A 15,000-nucleotide genomic window follows, 5' to 3' on the forward strand; every position below is an offset into this window, starting at 1 on the left:
GATCAGGTGGTGCGCCGCAGGTCGACGCGTCGGTCGACTGCGAGTGCGGGGTTGGTCATCGACGAGACGGCCTCGACGATGTAGACCGCGCCGGTGCGCTCGTCACGCACCCGGTCCTGGTCGGTGATGTCGGTGTTCGCCGGCACCCGGGCGACGGCGTAGCGGACGATCCGCGGGGTCGGGTTCTCGCGGGTGGTCACCCGCCGCGTCTGCTCGATCAGCGACGCGGGGATGCCAGTGGCGTGCGGGGTGTTCGTGTCCCGCTCATCGCCAAACGCGTCTTCCTCGGTGCCACGGAGGACGGCGATCGTGGTGGTGGCGACGGCCTGCATCACGCACCCCCCGCATACGGGGTCCACGCCTGCTGGTCGTCCGCGGCCTCCAGCAGCGGATTGCCGACCACGCCCGCCCCCTCCAGGGCCGAGCGGATGTGGACGGTCCGCGACCGCATCCACGACACCCGGCGCAGTGCGCGGGCGGCCATGGGTGCGAGGACCAGGCCGTCGCCCTGCAGCGTGGTGGACACCTGGTCCTGCTGGATCTGCGTGGCATCCAGCCGCGTCTCCAGCCCGAACTGGCCCGCCAGCCAAGCTGCCTGTCGGGCGACGGCCCGGCCCAGCCAGTAGAGATCCCTCGACCGCATTCGATCCCTGTCGGCGTAGATACGGTTCGAGAAGATCTCGATGTCTGACTGCGCCTGGGCAAGCTGCTGATCCGTCACTGAGACGCCGGTGGCGTCGATGACGTCCTGCGCGGTCGCCCAGGCGTTGACCATGTCAGCCCCTGCCCGCGGTGCCGGTGTCGCCGCCCACGCTCTCGATAACGTCGCGCGGCGTGGTGGTGTCCTGCGGCTGGTCGTCGACCGATGACGGCACCGTGTTCACGCTGTACGTGAGGATCAGCGACAGGCCGTCGGGGTGGTCTTCGGAGCCGTCGAACGTGGCCTTGCCGCGCGGGTGCAGGCCGCGCTGGATGGCCTCGTTGGCGACGGCCGCAGCGTTCGCATCGTGGGCCGCCTCCTCGTCGCGGGCAGGCCACGACGACTTCAGGACCACGAACTCCTTGACGTAGCGGGTGCCTTCGGCGCCGTCCGCCGAGCGTTCGTCGACCTCGACGGCCGCCTCGCCGTCCTTGGCGGGGAACTGCTTGGTGCGCGCTTCGGCCGTGCTGCTGGTGGTCTTCTTCGCTGCTGCCATGGCTCACCTCCCATCTGCCGCCGCACCGCCCGGAGCCGTCGGGCGGTGCGGGGTTCAGGAGTGGGTCAGCCGACGAGGATGGCGGCACCGGCGGGGTGGCCGTAGGCCCATCCGCGGCGGGCGCGCATCTTCAGCAGGGACTCGTCGGTCAGGGAACTCGTTCCGTCGCGTCCGTCGATGAACACGGACTCGGGGCCGGAGCGGACGCCGAGGAGCATGAGGTCGGTGGAGACGAACGCCATGATGGGCCGGCCAGCCGGGGACGCGGTGGCCGTCGGCGAGGTGCGGGCGCCGAGCGACCAGCGGATCGGGACGCCGAAGATGGTGTCGGGGGTCCCAGCCAGGCCCTCGATGAAAATGGGGCGACTCTGGCCATCGAGGATCCCTCGAAGGCTCTTCTTGAAACCGGGGTGGGCGATGGCGAGCATCGTGCCCGGGTCGTAGTAGTCGCCAGCCTCGACGAATCCGATGGTGCTGGAGAAGTCGGCGTAGGTAGCGCCAGCGGATCCCGAGACGGTGATGTTGCTGCTGCCGGTGTAGCCGATGTTGTTGTCGGTGGTGGCCAGCAGGTTGTACAGGGACTGGAAGGGGACGCCGGTGCCGGGGGCCGCGGTGACGGCGAGGCACGCGTTGTCGAGGATCTTCGCGTAGGAGATGCCCCAGTCCTTCATCTTCACCGCGAGGGTGTTGGGGAGGGCATCGTTGATGTCCTCCTCCGCGATGCGGACGACCTTGCCGAACTTCTTCGCGGTCAGGGTGACGTCGTCGTTGAGGCTGGTGTCCTCGCCGTAGGCGCTGCCCTTGTCGATGACCTCGACGCCCATTCCGGCGGAGCGGGGGGCGTGGCGGGTGTCGCTCGTCATGGGGAGCCGGTTGGCGACGGCTTCGACGACGGAGGTTGCGGTGATGCGCTGAATGACGGCCGAGTCGTATTCCTCGGGGATCCAGGCTTCCATGGTGTTGCGCGCCATTGGGCCCTCCTGCGGGCGGCGTGATGGGGACGGCTGGTGGGCTCTGGCCCCATCACGGGCGCCTTCGCAAGCAAGGGTGGCGGCCTGATTCGATCACCGAATCAATTCACCTAGCGATGAATATACCTTGGTTTGTCAAGCACGACCCAGGGCACGCAGCGCGTGCTGCTCCGCAGCCGACTTCGGCTTGTCCGGGGCGGCCGGACGCGGCGCCGCCGTGGGCCGCACCTTTGGCTTCGCCTTCGCCGCCGGCTCGAACAGCTCCGGGTAGTCGGCGCGCAGCCCGTCGATCTGCTCGTCGACGCCGAGGACTTCGCCGTCGTCGTCGATGCTCAGGTCACCGACGTCGACCAGCTTCATCAGCCGGGCGATGCGGGCCTCGGTCTTCTCCTTGTCGCCCTCGACCGCAGTCGTTGCTCCGGCTTCGATGAGGGCGGCGCGCACGGCCTTGCGGACGGCGATCGGCTTGTACCGTGCCTCAGCCTTCTCCTCGGCTTCCCGGACGGCCCGCTCCGTCTCGGTCTCCTGCTCCTTGTACTTGTCGCGCAACTCGTTGAGGGTGCGCTGGACTTCCAGCTTCTCTTCCTTGCGCTTGCGGAGCGTTCGCCGGACCCGCTCCCACTCCTCGCGGGACGGCGGCACGTACTCGCCTGCGGGCTCCGGGTCCGGGTCGTCGTCCCCCGCGGGCGGCTTGGGCTTCGGCGCGGTGTCCGGCTCCGGGTCGTCGTCGCCTTCGGGCTCCGGCTCAGGGTCCGGGTCGGCGCCGACCTCGACGTCGATGTCGTCGTCCTCGGCGCCGCCGGCGATGACGTGGATCGGCCGTCCGTCGGCGCGGTAGCCGAGGATGCTGCTGGGCGGCAGACTGATGGCCCGGCGGCGGCTGCGGGTGGTGGTGTGGATGCCCATCTGTGTTCTCCCATCACGGGGTTGGTGGCAGCCCATCGGCGGGCGCCGGGGCGAGTTACTGCCCCTTCGTGGCGAGGCTGTCCATGTACTGCGCGCGGACCCGGTTGTGTCGCGCATCTGCGAGCGCGTTGTGCACGCCGTCCGGCTGCTGGGGCAGTGTCGGATTGCCGAGCCGCTCGCACTCCTGCCGCAGGTCGTTGGTCCACATGGGGATGCCGTCCGGAAGGTCGATCATCGGACCGAAGAGCTGTGCAAGGGCGACATGGTCATAGGCGCCGTACCAGGCCCACAGTTGCGGGTCGGGCGTGGCCTGGATGAACTTGGCGACCTGGGTGGCGATGGTCGTCCGGTGCTTCACCACGGGGTCGGCGTAATGGAACAGCCAGCGCTTCGGCATGTGGATGCGGGCATCTCCGTGGCCCTTCGGGAGGGACGGGACGACGTTCTCCATCAGCCACTTGTGCTTCCGGATCTTGCGAACGGGCATGTCACGGTTCACCGCGTAGTACTCGCGGCCGTCCTCAGCAACCATGCCGATCGAGATGAGGTCGATGTGACGACCGTCCTCGATGAACTCGGTGTCGTAGAAGATGCGCATGGTCACGGCTCCTTGAGTTACACGGCGGCTGGGAAGCGGCCAGTGCGGAGGGCCCTGCGGGCTCGGGCCTCGACTGCGGGCAGCAGGTCGGGTTCGATGCGCAGGAGTTCACGGGCGGCACGCAGGCGTGCGGCCCTGGGTTCGGAGGGGCGGGCGCGCCCGTAGGCGATGTTGCGGTGCGCCTCACGCTGCAGCGCCAGAGGGAACGGGATGCCGCGGGCAGTCCACGTCTCGGACCAGGGGACGGTGCGGCAGCGGCAGTTGCCATGCAGGGGCGGCCCGTCGACCGCGGGCATTCCGATGCGGCGCTGGCGGGGATCCCACGACAGGCCGCCCGGAAACGGTTCGCCGACGGCGGCAGTGCGGCCGGTGTAGGCGAGGCAGCGCACGCAGGCGTCCGCTTCCGACACCCACAGCCGCATCGCCTTCACGGCCCTCGTCACCGTGTCCAGGCCCTCGTTGACGGCGGCGCCTGTCGTCCAGGCGACGTGCGTGCGCACGGCCGAAACAGCACCCTGCGCGGCGCTGAGGGCGGCCGACAGGTCCACCCACTGCGTGATGCGGGGTGCCCGGAGTAGCAGCAGGGCCCGGTCGCGGCGCTCGGCCAGGATGGAGGTGAGGCGGCGGGCCTCGTCGCGCAGCTCGCGGCCCGGCACCAGGCGCGGCACCGGACGGCGCCGCCCGGATGCCGCACGCGCGAACTCGATGCCCTGCCGGGCCCCCAGCGTCAGAGCCTCCCCCAGGGCGCTCTCCAGGATGAACGCCGCGCGCGGGGCGAGCGCGTCGAGGATGCGCAGGACAGCCTCGCGGGCGGCGGCCAGGATGCGTCGCAGGACGTCGCCGGGCGTGGCGGCCTGTCCGGGGCCGCCGAAGGCGCGGGTCCAGGCGGCCAGGGTGCGCCGGGCGAGTTCTGCGAGCTGGCTGTCGCTGTCGCCGACGATGTCGTCGGTGATGCGCTTCTCCAGGTCGACGACCTGGGCGAGATGGTCTTCCTGGGTCAGGCGGAAGAGGTCGCTGCTGCGGTAGGCCACTATTCCTCCTCCTGCGCCCCGGCGAGGACTTCGAGGTCGGAGAGGGCACCGGACAGGAGTGCTTTGGCCTGGTCTTCGGTGATGGCGCCGAGAGCGGAGGCGGCGGCAATCTTCTGTGCGGAGTCGGCGAGGGAGGCGAGGATGTCGACGCGGCGCTGCAGTTCCGCGTCGTCGACGCCGGCGAGCCACTTGTCAACCTGCTCGGCCCGGTAGCCGGCTTCCATGAGGGCCTGCTTGCGCGGCACCCCGGCCTCGATCTTCGCTTTGACGGTCTGCCAGCCCTGGGTGTCGGTGACGGACTTGGCGGGCACCCAGCCGACGGTGATGACGGGGTTGTCGATGCCGAGGCGGCGCAGCGCGAACGTGAACGCGGCATGGAGGCTCGCGCCGTAGGAGGTCTGCCGGTTTTCGACCTTGGCGATGAACGGTCCGTCTTCTTCGCGGTAGGACTCGCCGGAGCGCTGGTTGGACTGGGGGTCGAACATGCGCAGCGGGGTGTCGGTGATCTGCGCCATGGCCCGCACGTTGAACAGGATCGGGTCGAGGAACACGTCGGGTTTGGCGGCGTCGAACTGGCCGACGGCCTTGTAGCCGCGCAGGAGCCACAGTTCGCCGGGGCCGGCTTTCAGGCTGCTGTCGTCGCCGGTGTCGGTGGGGCCGAGACCGTTGGTGTCTTCGGGCCAGTCGTCGTCGTCCCAGTCGCCGGGTTCCAGGTCGGAGGTGTCGGTGGTGGCGGCGTCGGTGAGCGCGTACCGCTGCGGGGCACCCTGGTAGTCGACGGTTCCCATGTGGGTGGCCTGCAGTTTGGTGATGGCGTTCTGCGGGCCGTAGGCGCCGTAGTGCTCGGGTATGCCGTAGGGCCGGTCGGTACGGAAGTGGAAGACGGGCTGCTCGTTCCAGTCGTGCTCAATGATCCACGACTCGGCATCTACCTCCGGCTCGGCACCCTCCTCACCGTCCGGTGGTGGCGCAACGGTGACAGTCCACGGCTTCCAGTCGTTGGGCTCAGTCCCAGTGGAGTTCTCGCCGGTGGTCCAGCGTTCGATGTGATCGTCGTACAGCAACTCGGCCCGCAGATAGGCACCTTCGCACCAGCGCTTTATGGTGAACGCCTTACGGCGCGGGTTCTCCTCGTCGTAGATGACGCGGACGGTCTGCGGAGAGTTGTAGAACATCTCGACCCGCTGCACGTGGCCGTTGTCGTCCTCGACGGGCAGCACCATCAGGTAGGCGTCGCCGAACTCGCCGGCCCGGCGGAACAGGTCGGGCATCTCCAGGTTGAGCTGATTGTCCTGCCAGATCTTGGAGATCAGTTCGCTGGTGGCCGGGTCGGGGCTGGTGACGGAGGCGACCTTCAGCCGGTTGGTGACCGCGTTGACGGGGGTCTTGGCGAAGTTGAGGTCGAACTCGATGTCGTGGGCGCGGAGGGCGGCGCGGATGCGGCTGGAGGAGAAGACCTCGGGGGCGTCGCCCTTGTAGTAGGTGGCGGCTTTGTCGTATCCGGGGCGCGCCGCGGCGAGCTCCTCGATGCCGTGCATCAGGTCCTCAAGGCTCACACCCACCACCCTTCATCAAGGTGATGATAACTGATCACCTTTGAATCAAAGGTAACTGCCGCTCGATGCCTGCGGAATCCTCCTCGGCTGGTTCGGGATGAAGCGGCGCACCGCCGACCCCACACAGTCGACCAGGTCGTCATTCGGGGCCTTCGGGAAGGCGCACATCTGCTCCTCCAGCTCCCGCAGTCGCCGGGCGTGAATCACCCGGCCGCGCTGGTAATGGTTCAAGACCCCTTCGGCCCGGGTGAACTTCGGTTCCGTCTGCGACACCGTCTTCACCTTCACCGGCATGTCGTGCAGGATCGCCTTCCACGTGTCGTGACCTTGGTTCACCTCGATCAGGATCAGGCCGATCTGCGGGAACTCGTCCAGAAGCGCCAGCACCTTCTCCCGCAGCAACGGTCCCGGCTGGATCTTCACCGCGGTCGCCGCGTGCACCGTGCACCGCTGATGCCGCGCCGACCACGACACCACACCCAGGCCCGTGAAGTCGGAGGACTTCTTCGCCGTCACCGCCGGGTCGATCGACAGCATCATGTGCGTCACCGGGTCCGGCCCGGCCTCGTCCGGGTAGCGGAAGTCGTCCGGCGTCCACAGATCCCCGTCGGCACCCATCGGATCGTTGGCCATGTTTTTGGCAAAACTGCGCGTCGCCTCTATGGCCTTCATGTACGAAATGGGCCATTTTGCGGGCCATACGCTGCGCTCAGAACCGTCGTCTCGCTTCACTATCGGCGGCGTGTAGTGGGCACTGAATCCTTCCTCGCGGATCCAGTCGGCCGTCTCGACACCGCGAGCATGCTTGACCAGCTGGTGCACCACACTCCCCGGCATCGTTACGGTTCCGGAAATGACGACGCGGGCGTACACGTTGAGCGGCAGGATCGAGTCCACCAGCGTGGTGCGCCGCTTGCGCGCCAGGTCGAGTGAGTAGGACGACTCGTCCGGTTCGATGTCATCGCACAGGATCAGATCCGGGCGCCGCTCCTCGACCTTCATGCCGAGGTTGGAGGAGTCGATGCCGCGGGCCGCGAACACGAAGCCGCTGCGGGCGATGAACATCGACTGGGTGTCGGCCACATTCCCGCCGGACGGCCGCTTGGCCGGCGAGCACAGGTCGGGGTAGTCGTGGCGCAGGAGTGCGTTGCCATCCAACTCCCGCTTAAAGGTGCTGAGATGCGTTTCCGCCTGCGTTGCCGACGAGGCAAAGGCGGCAGCAAAACGGACGTGACCGTGCGCGGCAGCCCACATCGGCAGGATCAGAAACCACCAGGTGGAGTTATGGGTGGGGACGAGTCCAGGTCCCGCCAAGTAGAGGTGGTCCTCGGAGTCGATGGAGATGCAGTTCGTGGCCTGGCTCTCCACCTGTTCGACGCCAATGATGGAACGGCGGGTGGTGCGTGCCTTCGCGCGAAGGCGTTCCCGCTTCCGCTGCAAGTGGAAGACAGGCAAGTCGGTGGCGAAGCAGATGCGCCACCTACGGCCTACCGCGCGGCCGTCGAGAACCGCCTCGGACTCCTTGCTCTGCGCAGTGATGCCAAGGGAGCGGACGAGACGCAGCACTCCCTCCGCCAGGACTGGTGTCGTGGTGCAGAACTCCGCCCAGCCGTTCGTGTCGATGGTGCCGTCCGTGTCCATGAGCCCCTGGAGGAGGGCGAGGCGCTGCTCAACCGATGCGGTGAGGTACTCCTCAGGTATCAGCTTTTCGAACGTCGGCGCGTGGTTACTGGCCACCGATTTGATCGGCATGACCTTGCGGAGCTGGGCGACCAACCCTGGCGTTCCGTACAGGTACCGAGCCGTCCGCTTGCGACACTCCTGCCCCTCGGCCTCCATCCTCTCGATGACGCCAGAGTCCGCAGAGGTGAAGGCCACACCGGTCGAGTGGCCGTCTCCGAGCCACGCACCAAGAACGTAAGGGGAGATTGGTAGACGAGCTTCGGGATACTCCACCGCCTCGTACCGAGGGACCGAGTAGCGCGTCTCGATTCGAGATCGGCTGGAAGGGAGGCGCCAGTTCTTGGCGATCTGGCCCGTCTCTCGGACGTGGCGGGGCTTGTCGCTCCACCGATCGCGGACTTCCCACTCGTGGGCTTCGTCCGCGATCACGCTCTCTCCGCCAGAGAAGGTCACCCTGTATGCCGGCCGGTTTTCCCAGTGCGGGGATACGGCGACAACACGGACAGGCTTACCGGAGGGTGAGAAGACCTCGTCGCCGGGCTTGATGTCTCCGTGAGCCACCCAGCCTCGATTAGCGGTGAGGACGGGCGTGTCGATGGCGAGGGCTTTCCCCATGTTCCGCGGGGCGATGTAGGCGTCCCGGTTCTTGCCCGGTTCGGTCGGCCGGCGCACCCAGGAACGGGCGGCCCGGCACCAGTCGAGGTGTGCGTCCCCGAACGTGATCTGGCCCTGCGCGTCACGGAGGTGGTGTCGTAGGTAGGTGGCAGCGAAGCACATGGGGTCGAGGCGGGAGAAGATGCGGCGGGCCTCCGATCGCACGGAGGCGTCCTCGTTGGTCAGGAGGGTGGCGTCGAAGCCGGCCAGCCAGCGTTGGAAGTCGAAGGTCTCGGCGTCGAGGCCTTCGAGGTAGCCGGGCGCGCGGACCGCGGTCGCCATGTCAGGCCTCGTCGACCTCGACGTCGAACTCTTCGACTTCGGTTTCGACGCGCAGCATCACCATGCCGACCGGCGGCGGGACTTGGCCGTCGGCGGGGCGGATGCGAATGGCGGCGACGATCTCGTAGCCCTGCGCCTTGATCCGGTCGCGGAGGTGCTGGGTGAGGGCGCTGCGGTATCCGCCGTCGTGCACCAGCCAGGACGGCACGAGGGATTCGATGTAGTGGATGCTGCGGGTCACGCGTCACCGCCGTCGATGATCTGCTGTTCCTCCAGCTGCATCTTCGCCTTGGCGTCGCGGACCATCTCTTGCAGTTCGACGTCCTGCTGGGTGACTTCGGTGACGGTGGCGTCGACCTTGACGGGCATGTCGAGGCCGAGGAGCCGACAGATGGAGTCGCTGACCTTGCGCCGCTGTTCTTCGATGCGGCCGAGGCGGTCGACGGCTTGGAGGATGAACGTGTCGTCCTCGACGGGCTCTTCGTCGCCGGTGTCGGAGTTGAGGGCTTTGATGACGCGCCCGTTGTTGACGGTGATGTGCTTGCGGCCCATCACCCTCCGCACAGAGTCCTCCATGTTGATGAGACGTTCGAGGGAGGCTTCAAGGCGGGCGAGCTGGATGGTGCGGTACTCCTTGACGCGGGGGTCGACGCGGCGGCCGACTTCGGCTTCGAGGAGGTCGTGGACGGTGCTGAAGGGGAGGCGTTCGCCGCCGGTGGGGCCGTCGGGTTGGGAGGTGAGGCGTTCGATGCCGCGGAGGCTGTTCCCTTGGGCGATGAGGTCGAAGACGAGGGTGGCGAGTTCGGCGCGGCGTGCTTGGTTGACGCGCCTGTAGGGTGCGGGTCCTCCTGGCATGTCGGCCTCTCCTTCACCGTGGGCTGGCTCGAATCACATCGCCTTCGCCTTCGAATCGTAGGACATTGTGGAGTAATCGATGTAGAGACCCTGCCGGAACGTCCACATCGGGCGCATCATTGAAGGCGGCCGAGACGAGGAGGCAGGCATGGTCAGCGCTCGCGGAGGACGGTACGGATTCGTGTACCGGACGCGGCAGGACGTGTATCGCGCGCTGCGCCGCCAGGGCATGACGAAGTCGAAGGCTGCGCGCATCAGTAACGCGGGCCGCACCTTCCCGCAGCGCAGCGCCATGGCCCGCAAGGCGGCGAAGACTCGCCAGATGCGGGGCAGGAAACGCCGCTGAGGAAGCGGATGACAGAGGCCCCGGGGCGGCTGCGGCGGCACGCTCCGGGGCCTCGCCGCATCAGGGGCAGGTCTCTTCGTACTTGACCGCGGTGAATGTCACCGGCTGCCCGTTCAGCTTCGCTCCGGCCTTCGGGTCCTGCGTGCACACCTTCCAGTTCGACGCGACGACGATGATCCGGCCCTCGCCGCTGGCGTCCTTGACGGTGATCGAGGTGCTGGAGTCGAGGGAGGACCGGGCGGCCTTCACGGACTTGCCGGCAAAGTTGGGCATCGTGGCGCCAGCTTCGGCGGGCGCGGACTGATCCTTGGCGGGGCAGGTCTCGTCCAACTTGACGGTGCCGAAGTCGAGCTTCGCGCTGGCGTCCGCCTTGACCCCTGCTGTGGGCGTCTGTGTGCAGACTTTCCAGTCGCGGTCGAGGATCTGGTTGCGGTCGCGGCCGGAGGCGTCGTGGCTGTCGAGGTTGTAGAACCCGGCGGCTTGGGCTTCGTCTTGGGCGGATTGGAGGCCCTTGCCGACGAAGTTGGGGACGGTCTTGGTCTCGCCGGCGGTTTTGCCGCTGCTGGCCGTTGCCGTGGTTGCGTTGGTGGGGCTGCTGCTGGTCTTCTCGGTTGGGCCACAGGCGGTGAGTGCGGCGATCCCGAGGACGGCGGCGGCGGCGAGTGTGTGGTGGCGCATGGGTCCCCCTGGTTGGTGCGGGTTGAGGGGGCGATCGTAGGTGCGGCGTGGGCGGGTTGGTGGCCCTGTGACGGGCCTGTGACCGGATCGGGTGGTGCACGTTGACGGCCCCACTCGGCGGGAGTGGGGCTCTGGGTCACGCGGTTTCGCCGACGGCGGTCTCGCATCCGCGGCAGGCCGGGATCTTCCCGGCCCGGATCTGGCCGAGCGTGTAGGCGTCGGTCTTGTATCCGCTGTTCCCGCAGGCGGCTTGCAGCAGGTCCCACCACCGGTTGTCGACGGGGCGTTGGACGCGGTGTGTGGTGCGGCCGTTGACGAATCGCACGCCGCGGATCGGGTACTGCTCGGCGGCCGTCGGGGTGGGCGCGGTCACTCGCCGCCGTCCTTCTGCCACACATTCTCGTACCGCTGCCAGCGCTGGGTCTCGACGTCCCACTGCTCGACGGCGATCCGGACGACGCGGCTCATCCCGGCCTCGACGCGTTCCTTCTCGTCCTCGACTGCGCGGTAGGCGGCGGGCTTCGACCGGTGCTTGGTGTAGACGGGGGCGCCCGGCGTCGTCAGGACGAGCCGCCAGGGCTGGGAGGGCTTCTTCGCGGTCATGGCTCACTCCTCGTCTCGGTCGTACAGGTCGTCCCAGTGCCGCCGGTCGGCCCGCCCGGCTTCAGCGGCGTCTTCCTCCCACCAGTCGGCCGGGCGGGGCTCCAGCGGGACGGCGGGGACGGTGTCGGCGGTCATCAGCAGAACTCGCGGCGGTCGAAGCAGTGGCCGCCTGACGTGGTGTAGCGGTGCTCGTTGTCGAACCTCCAGCGGCGCCGCAGGGGAAGTCCCCGCTCGTCGGTGGTCTCGGTCATCGTCTCCCGCATCTCTTCCAGCGGGACCTCCCTGCCGTGTTCGGCGCGGATGGTCACACCGTCACGGTCGAGGAAGGCGGTCCAGTCGCCCAGAGTGGTCAGGCCCTGATCTGGGTGGGCTCGGAAGAGGAAGCGCACCCCTCCCGCCGACTGGCCGATGTGAAGGCCCTCGCCGTCGGGGCTACCGCCCGGGAACGGGCCGAACGCGTAGTAGTTGACGGCCATCAGGCTTCCTTCCGTTGGAGGCCGGGCAGGTCTTCCCAGCCGTACATGCGGTGCGGGTTGTGGGCGGCCAGCTGCTTGTTGGCGCGCGCGATCGAGGCGAGCGCCCGCTGTCGCCCTTCCTCGTACCGGGGCAGCCGGCACAGGCTGAGGCTGCGGCCCGCGTCGGCCGCATCCTTCACGGCCTGGCGGATGTGGGGCGGGAGTTGCCGGGCGGACAGGTCGGCGACCGCATCCGGGACCGGGACGGGGGTGCGCGGGAAGGCGATCACGGCTGGGCCTCGATCTGGGTCTGCGAGATGAGTTGGTGCGGCTCCAGGGAGACCCAGTCGCATCCTCCGTGCGCGTGAACGGCACCGCTCTCCTCGTCCTGCCACGTCCGGTCGAGGTCGAACGGGATGCGCTTGGCAGCCTCAACGAACGGGCCCTTCGCGGCTTCCTTGCTGGCGTAGACGCCGAGGACCTCGCCGCCTTCGTGGTCCTCGCCGGTGGAGAGGACCCAGACGATCGGTCCGGCCGACTGCGGCTCACGGTTAGCGATCTCCTGCATGGCGAACTCCTTACGCGGCGGCGGTGTAGGCGGCCTGGAAGTGGGCGGGGCTGGCGAGGAACGCGGTCCGCTTGTACGTGACGAGCCCGACATAGAGGGCAAGATCGAACGGCGAGTAGACGAACGCGCGGATCCATCGCCCGGTGGTGCGGTGCTGGACCCAGCAGCGGGTGGGTTCCTGCTCGTTGGCGGCGCGGTAGGCCTTGGCGACGTGCTTGCCGTAGTGCGACTGGTAGCCGTCGCGGAGGTCTCCGGCGCCGAGCCGGTCGAGGATGTCGCCGGTGCGGACGAGGGTCCCGGCTTCGAGCTGCCGGATGACGTCGCCGCTGATGGCCCGGTACTGGAGGGGCTTGGAGACGGCCTGTGCGGCGGCGTGGACTCGGCGGAGCTGGGCGGCGGCATTCATGCGGGTCCCCCTCGGTGCTGCGTGATCACATAGCAAGTGACTAGCGATCACTAGTTGCGCTGTTGCTGACTCAGACACTACGCCTGAGGCATCGCCACCGCAACCCGCTTGCGATACATTGATGCCATGACGTCGACCCCGCCCACCGAGCCGCCCTCCCTGGAGGACATCGCGGCAGCCGGCAACCGCCGCCTCCGCGACGCCGACCGCCTCAAGAAGTCCAGCGACGACCTGAGGGACCTCGTCCTAGCCGCCCTCCGCGAAGGCCACCTGAAGCCGACCGAGGTCGCGAAAGCCTCCGGCTGGACGGGAGCCCACGTGCGCAAGATGGCCCGCGACGCAGGCATCGAGCCTGATGAGCGGTACCGCGAACGGGCCGAGCGACTCAAGAAGGCCCAAGCCGCCACCGAGTAGCCGCTTCCCTGATTCCCGCCCGCCTCCCCCACCTGCCGCGCGACACTGCCCGCATGACCCTTCGATACACGGTGCAGGGCGACACCGAGCAGGAGACGGCGGCCGGACTTCGGCTGCTGCTGACGCTGGGATTACAGCCGGCGATGCCGCCCCGGCAGCTGACCGACCAGCGGTGGATGGCGCGGGCCGTACCGACTGAAGCCCCGGCCGGAGACGATCCCGGCCGGGGCTTCGACGTGCCTTAGACGGGTTCGTCAGTCCTCCTCCGCCTGGTCGGTGGGGCCCTGCGTCCTGCGCGCGGTTCGATTCAGCAGGGACACGATCAACCCGAGGCAGGTCAGGACTCGTTCGGCGATTTCCAGAGCTTGCATGAGTGAGTTCCTCCTTGACAGCAGAAAGACCCCACCGCTTTCGATGAGGTCTTGATGGGGCGCGACGGGAAGCGCCAGGCGGCACCGCGGCCAGCAAAGACGCCCCCGCCGTATTGGCGGGGGCTTCTGGTTCTCCTCCCCTAGTGCCGGTTGGTGGTCTTGGACCAGACGGCCCGGGTCTGGGTGATGCGGGTGTCGTGGTGGACGGGCCCGGTGTACGTCTGGTGGATCTCAGTGGGTGCCGCTTCGCCGGCGCGGCGGATGAGCCGGGCGATCGCGAGGGTGAGGGCGGCGAGGCCGCCGAGGGATACGCCGATGACGGTGGGGTCGGCGAAGTCGGAGGCGATCATGACGATGCCGCCGCCTGTGCACACCATGAGCGACATCCCCCCGAAGGCGATCATGCGGACGCTGTCGTCGGTGGCCTTCTGGCTCATCGCCGGGCGTTCCGGGCGCGGCGCAGGGGGTGCGGTGCCGGTGCGCCTGGCTTCGTGGATGGCGTTGTCGATGGCGGCCTGGATGACGGCGTCGGCGAGGGGGTTGGGGGCCTGCCCGGTCGTGGCGGGCGGCTCGGGCAGGTCATACATGGCGGGTGGGTTCCTTTCGGGGGTCAGGCGGCTTTGGGGGCTCTGCCGTTGCCGCGGCATTCGGGGCAGACGACGAGGATCTGTTCGCCGCCGAAAGCGCCGTGGAGTTTGCCGTTGCCGGAGCATTTCCAGCACTTGCCGGCGGCGATGGCTTTGGCGGGCGCCATGCCCTTGTTCTTCTTGATCCACTGCTCGTCGGTGAGTCCGGAGTCGGTGACGACCTTCGACGGCATCGCCTCCTTCTCCTTCGGGCCGGCGGCGGGTGTGGCGGTGGCGGTCTGGGCGTACCAGGCGCCGCCGACGGTCTTGCCGCCGTGCTTGTTCCGTTCGTGGGTGCGCAGGGCTTTCGTGGCTTCGCGGGCGTCGCGGTAGCGGGGCTTTTCCTTCTTGCCGCAGGGGCAGGCCCAGCCGACGAGGCCGGTGCGCTTGTCGTTGAGCCGGGCCGCCTTGTTGATCTCCCAGCGGGAGACTGTCTCCTTCGTGGCGGGTGCGGGGCAGGGCTTGGAGCCGGTGAAGGATCCGTCCTTGCCCTTGGTGAAGATCTGCCCGTTGCCGTGGCATTTGGGGCAGCCTTCGTGGGTGGCGCGGAGGATGGCGGCGTCCTTGCGGGAGCGCAGGACGTCTTGGTGGTCGGCGAACCGGGTGACGACCCTGAGGGCCATCCAGGCGCCGAGGCGGGCGTGTAGCGGGCCGCGGCGGGGGATCTTGACGCGGGATACGGGGCGGCGGCTTCGGGTGGCGGTCGTGCGGCGCGCCGGGGCCTTCCGGCGGGTCGCGGTGCGCGTTGCGGCCATGAACGGGACTCCTCAGGCGAGTGATCGATTTGTTGCGGTTTGCGAG

24 protein-coding genes are annotated in these 15,000 nt (G+C 68.4%); 3 read left to right on the forward strand and 21 right to left on the reverse strand.

The window, feature by feature from the left end; translation table 11 throughout:
- Positions 1-2 precede the first annotated feature (2 nt).
- The 11 genes from H295_RS0109125 to H295_RS0109175 all read right to left on the reverse strand — a co-directional run bounded on the left by H295_RS0109125 (position 3) and on the right by H295_RS0109175 (position 9,732).
- Positions 3-332, reverse strand: a complete 330-nt coding sequence (locus H295_RS0109125; RefSeq protein ID WP_020135051.1) for a hypothetical protein — start codon at positions 330-332, stop codon at positions 3-5.
- Entirely contained in the window at positions 332-775 is a 444-nt protein-coding gene (locus H295_RS0109130) for a hypothetical protein (protein WP_020135052.1), read from the reverse strand. Before H295_RS0109130 ends, H295_RS0109125 begins: the two co-directional genes overlap by 1 nt.
- A gap of 1 nt (position 776) precedes the next feature.
- Entirely contained in the window at positions 777-1,196 is a 420-nt protein-coding gene (locus tag H295_RS0109135) for a hypothetical protein (RefSeq protein ID WP_020135053.1), read from the reverse strand.
- A gap of 65 nt (positions 1,197-1,261) precedes the next feature.
- Positions 1,262-2,167, reverse strand: coding sequence for a phage major capsid protein (locus tag H295_RS0109140; protein WP_020135054.1), 906 nt, complete (start codon positions 2,165-2,167; stop codon positions 1,262-1,264).
- A gap of 135 nt (positions 2,168-2,302) precedes the next feature.
- Positions 2,303-3,073: a phage scaffolding protein gene (locus H295_RS46585; RefSeq protein ID WP_028809204.1), complete on the reverse strand. Its 771-nt coding sequence runs from the start codon at positions 3,071-3,073 to the stop codon at positions 2,303-2,305.
- A gap of 55 nt (positions 3,074-3,128) precedes the next feature.
- Complete coding sequence (locus tag H295_RS0109150; protein ID WP_020135055.1) at positions 3,129-3,671, reverse strand: 3'-5' exoribonuclease; 543 nt, start codon at positions 3,669-3,671, stop codon at positions 3,129-3,131.
- Positions 3,672-3,688: 17 nt separating this feature from the next.
- The gene (locus H295_RS0109155) at positions 3,689-4,702 is read right to left on the reverse strand and encodes a hypothetical protein (protein WP_020135056.1); all 1,014 of its coding nucleotides are present in this window, start codon (positions 4,700-4,702) and stop codon (positions 3,689-3,691) included.
- Complete coding sequence (locus tag H295_RS0109160; protein ID WP_158691033.1) at positions 4,702-6,258, reverse strand: phage portal protein; 1,557 nt, start codon at positions 6,256-6,258, stop codon at positions 4,702-4,704. The genes H295_RS0109155 and H295_RS0109160 overlap by 1 nt, the downstream gene beginning before the upstream one ends.
- 45 nt (positions 6,259-6,303) lie before the next feature.
- On the reverse strand, positions 6,304-8,877 hold the full coding sequence (locus H295_RS44710) for an LAGLIDADG family homing endonuclease (RefSeq protein WP_020135058.1): 2,574 nt from the start codon (positions 8,875-8,877) through the stop codon (positions 6,304-6,306).
- A 1-nt stretch (position 8,878) separates the two neighbouring features.
- A complete protein-coding gene (locus H295_RS0109170; protein ID WP_020135059.1) occupies positions 8,879-9,118 on the reverse strand; it encodes a hypothetical protein in 240 nt (79 codons plus the stop codon).
- Positions 9,115-9,732, reverse strand: a complete 618-nt coding sequence (locus tag H295_RS0109175; protein WP_020135060.1) for a hypothetical protein — start codon at positions 9,730-9,732, stop codon at positions 9,115-9,117. The genes H295_RS0109170 and H295_RS0109175 overlap by 4 nt, the downstream gene beginning before the upstream one ends.
- A 148-nt stretch (positions 9,733-9,880) precedes the next feature.
- Here H295_RS0109175 and H295_RS0109185 point away from each other — a divergent pair, with 148 nt between their 5' ends.
- Positions 9,881-10,078 (forward strand): DUF7218 family protein, encoded by a 198-nt coding sequence (locus H295_RS0109185; RefSeq protein ID WP_020135061.1) that lies wholly within the window; start codon positions 9,881-9,883, stop codon positions 10,076-10,078.
- 60 nt (positions 10,079-10,138) lie between these two features.
- Here H295_RS0109185 and H295_RS0109190 read toward each other — a convergent pair whose 3' ends face one another.
- The 8 genes from H295_RS0109190 to H295_RS0109225 all read right to left on the reverse strand — a co-directional run bounded on the left by H295_RS0109190 (position 10,139) and on the right by H295_RS0109225 (position 12,788).
- Positions 10,139-10,756 carry a PASTA domain-containing protein gene (locus tag H295_RS0109190; protein ID WP_020135062.1) on the reverse strand — a complete coding sequence of 206 codons (618 nt, stop codon included), beginning with the start codon at positions 10,754-10,756 and terminating at the stop codon, positions 10,139-10,141.
- 136 nt (positions 10,757-10,892) lie between these two features.
- Positions 10,893-11,129, reverse strand: a complete 237-nt coding sequence (locus H295_RS0109195; protein ID WP_020135063.1) for a hypothetical protein — start codon at positions 11,127-11,129, stop codon at positions 10,893-10,895.
- The gene (locus tag H295_RS0109200; RefSeq protein WP_020135064.1) at positions 11,126-11,359 is read right to left on the reverse strand and encodes a hypothetical protein; all 234 of its coding nucleotides are present in this window, start codon (positions 11,357-11,359) and stop codon (positions 11,126-11,128) included. The genes H295_RS0109195 and H295_RS0109200 overlap by 4 nt, the downstream gene beginning before the upstream one ends.
- Positions 11,360-11,362: 3 nt before the next feature.
- Positions 11,363-11,494 carry a hypothetical protein gene (locus H295_RS48360; protein ID WP_020135065.1) on the reverse strand — a complete coding sequence of 44 codons (132 nt, stop codon included), beginning with the start codon at positions 11,492-11,494 and terminating at the stop codon, positions 11,363-11,365.
- Entirely contained in the window at positions 11,494-11,835 is a 342-nt protein-coding gene (locus H295_RS0109210; protein ID WP_020135066.1) for a hypothetical protein, read from the reverse strand. Before H295_RS0109210 ends, H295_RS48360 begins: the two co-directional genes overlap by 1 nt.
- Positions 11,835-12,104 carry a hypothetical protein gene (locus H295_RS0109215; protein ID WP_020135067.1) on the reverse strand — a complete coding sequence of 90 codons (270 nt, stop codon included), beginning with the start codon at positions 12,102-12,104 and terminating at the stop codon, positions 11,835-11,837. Before H295_RS0109215 ends, H295_RS0109210 begins: the two co-directional genes overlap by 1 nt.
- The gene (locus H295_RS0109220) at positions 12,101-12,382 is read right to left on the reverse strand and encodes a hypothetical protein (protein WP_020135068.1); all 282 of its coding nucleotides are present in this window, start codon (positions 12,380-12,382) and stop codon (positions 12,101-12,103) included. Before H295_RS0109220 ends, H295_RS0109215 begins: the two co-directional genes overlap by 4 nt.
- A 10-nt stretch (positions 12,383-12,392) precedes the next feature.
- A complete protein-coding gene (locus tag H295_RS0109225) occupies positions 12,393-12,788 on the reverse strand; it encodes a hypothetical protein (RefSeq protein ID WP_020135069.1) in 396 nt (131 codons plus the stop codon).
- A 126-nt stretch (positions 12,789-12,914) separates the two neighbouring features.
- Here H295_RS0109225 and H295_RS0109230 point away from each other — a divergent pair, with 126 nt between their 5' ends.
- Together H295_RS0109230 and H295_RS0109235 are read left to right on the forward strand one after the other, a co-directional pair.
- The gene (locus H295_RS0109230) at positions 12,915-13,202 is read left to right on the forward strand and encodes a hypothetical protein (protein ID WP_020135070.1); all 288 of its coding nucleotides are present in this window, start codon (positions 12,915-12,917) and stop codon (positions 13,200-13,202) included.
- 53 nt (positions 13,203-13,255) lie between these two features.
- The gene (locus H295_RS0109235) at positions 13,256-13,447 is read left to right on the forward strand and encodes a hypothetical protein (protein WP_020135071.1); all 192 of its coding nucleotides are present in this window, start codon (positions 13,256-13,258) and stop codon (positions 13,445-13,447) included.
- 266 nt (positions 13,448-13,713) lie between these two features.
- On the opposite strand, the gene H295_RS42975 is transcribed toward H295_RS0109235, so the two are convergent.
- Both H295_RS42975 and H295_RS0109250 read right to left on the reverse strand, forming a co-directional pair.
- Positions 13,714-14,160 (reverse strand): hypothetical protein, encoded by a 447-nt coding sequence (locus tag H295_RS42975; RefSeq protein ID WP_020135073.1) that lies wholly within the window; start codon positions 14,158-14,160, stop codon positions 13,714-13,716.
- A 23-nt stretch (positions 14,161-14,183) separates the two neighbouring features.
- On the reverse strand, positions 14,184-14,954 hold the full coding sequence (locus tag H295_RS0109250; RefSeq protein ID WP_020135074.1) for a hypothetical protein: 771 nt from the start codon (positions 14,952-14,954) through the stop codon (positions 14,184-14,186).
- Between the last annotated feature and the right edge of the window lie 46 nt (positions 14,955-15,000).

This window comes from Streptomyces sp. 351MFTsu5.1, from assembly GCF_000383655.1.
GTDB lineage: Bacteria > Actinomycetota > Actinomycetes > Streptomycetales > Streptomycetaceae > Streptomyces > Streptomyces griseorubiginosus.

Bases quoted from the DNA above. Each gene is read 5' to 3' on its own strand.
- H295_RS0109125 (WP_020135051.1), bottom strand. From the start codon at position 332: ATGCAGGCCGTCGCCACCACCACGATCGCCGTCCTCCGTGGCACCGAG.
- H295_RS0109130 (WP_020135052.1), bottom strand. From the start codon at position 775: ATGGTCAACGCCTGGGCGACCGCGCAGGACGTCATCGACGCCACCGGC.
- H295_RS0109135 (WP_020135053.1), bottom strand. From the start codon at position 1,196: ATGGCAGCAGCGAAGAAGACCACCAGCAGCACGGCCGAAGCGCGCACC.
- H295_RS0109140 (WP_020135054.1), bottom strand. From the start codon at position 2,167: ATGGCGCGCAACACCATGGAAGCCTGGATCCCCGAGGAATACGACTCG.
- H295_RS46585 (WP_028809204.1), bottom strand. From the start codon at position 3,073: ATGGGCATCCACACCACCACCCGCAGCCGCCGCCGGGCCATCAGTCTG.
- H295_RS0109150 (WP_020135055.1), bottom strand. From the start codon at position 3,671: ATGCGCATCTTCTACGACACCGAGTTCATCGAGGACGGTCGTCACATC.
- H295_RS44710 (WP_020135058.1), bottom strand. From the start codon at position 8,877: ATGGCGACCGCGGTCCGCGCGCCCGGCTACCTCGAAGGCCTCGACGCC.
- H295_RS0109175 (WP_020135060.1), bottom strand. From the start codon at position 9,732: ATGCCAGGAGGACCCGCACCCTACAGGCGCGTCAACCAAGCACGCCGC.
- H295_RS0109185 (WP_020135061.1), top strand. From the start codon at position 9,881: ATGGTCAGCGCTCGCGGAGGACGGTACGGATTCGTGTACCGGACGCGG.
- H295_RS0109190 (WP_020135062.1), bottom strand. From the start codon at position 10,756: ATGCGCCACCACACACTCGCCGCCGCCGCCGTCCTCGGGATCGCCGCA.
- H295_RS0109200 (WP_020135064.1), bottom strand. From the start codon at position 11,359: ATGACCGCGAAGAAGCCCTCCCAGCCCTGGCGGCTCGTCCTGACGACG.
- H295_RS48360 (WP_020135065.1), bottom strand. From the start codon at position 11,494: ATGACCGCCGACACCGTCCCCGCCGTCCCGCTGGAGCCCCGCCCGGCC.
- H295_RS0109210 (WP_020135066.1), bottom strand. From the start codon at position 11,835: ATGGCCGTCAACTACTACGCGTTCGGCCCGTTCCCGGGCGGTAGCCCC.
- H295_RS0109220 (WP_020135068.1), bottom strand. From the start codon at position 12,382: ATGCAGGAGATCGCTAACCGTGAGCCGCAGTCGGCCGGACCGATCGTC.
- H295_RS0109225 (WP_020135069.1), bottom strand. From the start codon at position 12,788: ATGAATGCCGCCGCCCAGCTCCGCCGAGTCCACGCCGCCGCACAGGCC.
- H295_RS0109230 (WP_020135070.1), top strand. From the start codon at position 12,915: ATGACGTCGACCCCGCCCACCGAGCCGCCCTCCCTGGAGGACATCGCG.
- H295_RS0109235 (WP_020135071.1), top strand. From the start codon at position 13,256: ATGACCCTTCGATACACGGTGCAGGGCGACACCGAGCAGGAGACGGCG.
- H295_RS42975 (WP_020135073.1), bottom strand. From the start codon at position 14,160: ATGTATGACCTGCCCGAGCCGCCCGCCACGACCGGGCAGGCCCCCAAC.
- H295_RS0109250 (WP_020135074.1), bottom strand. From the start codon at position 14,954: ATGGCCGCAACGCGCACCGCGACCCGCCGGAAGGCCCCGGCGCGCCGC.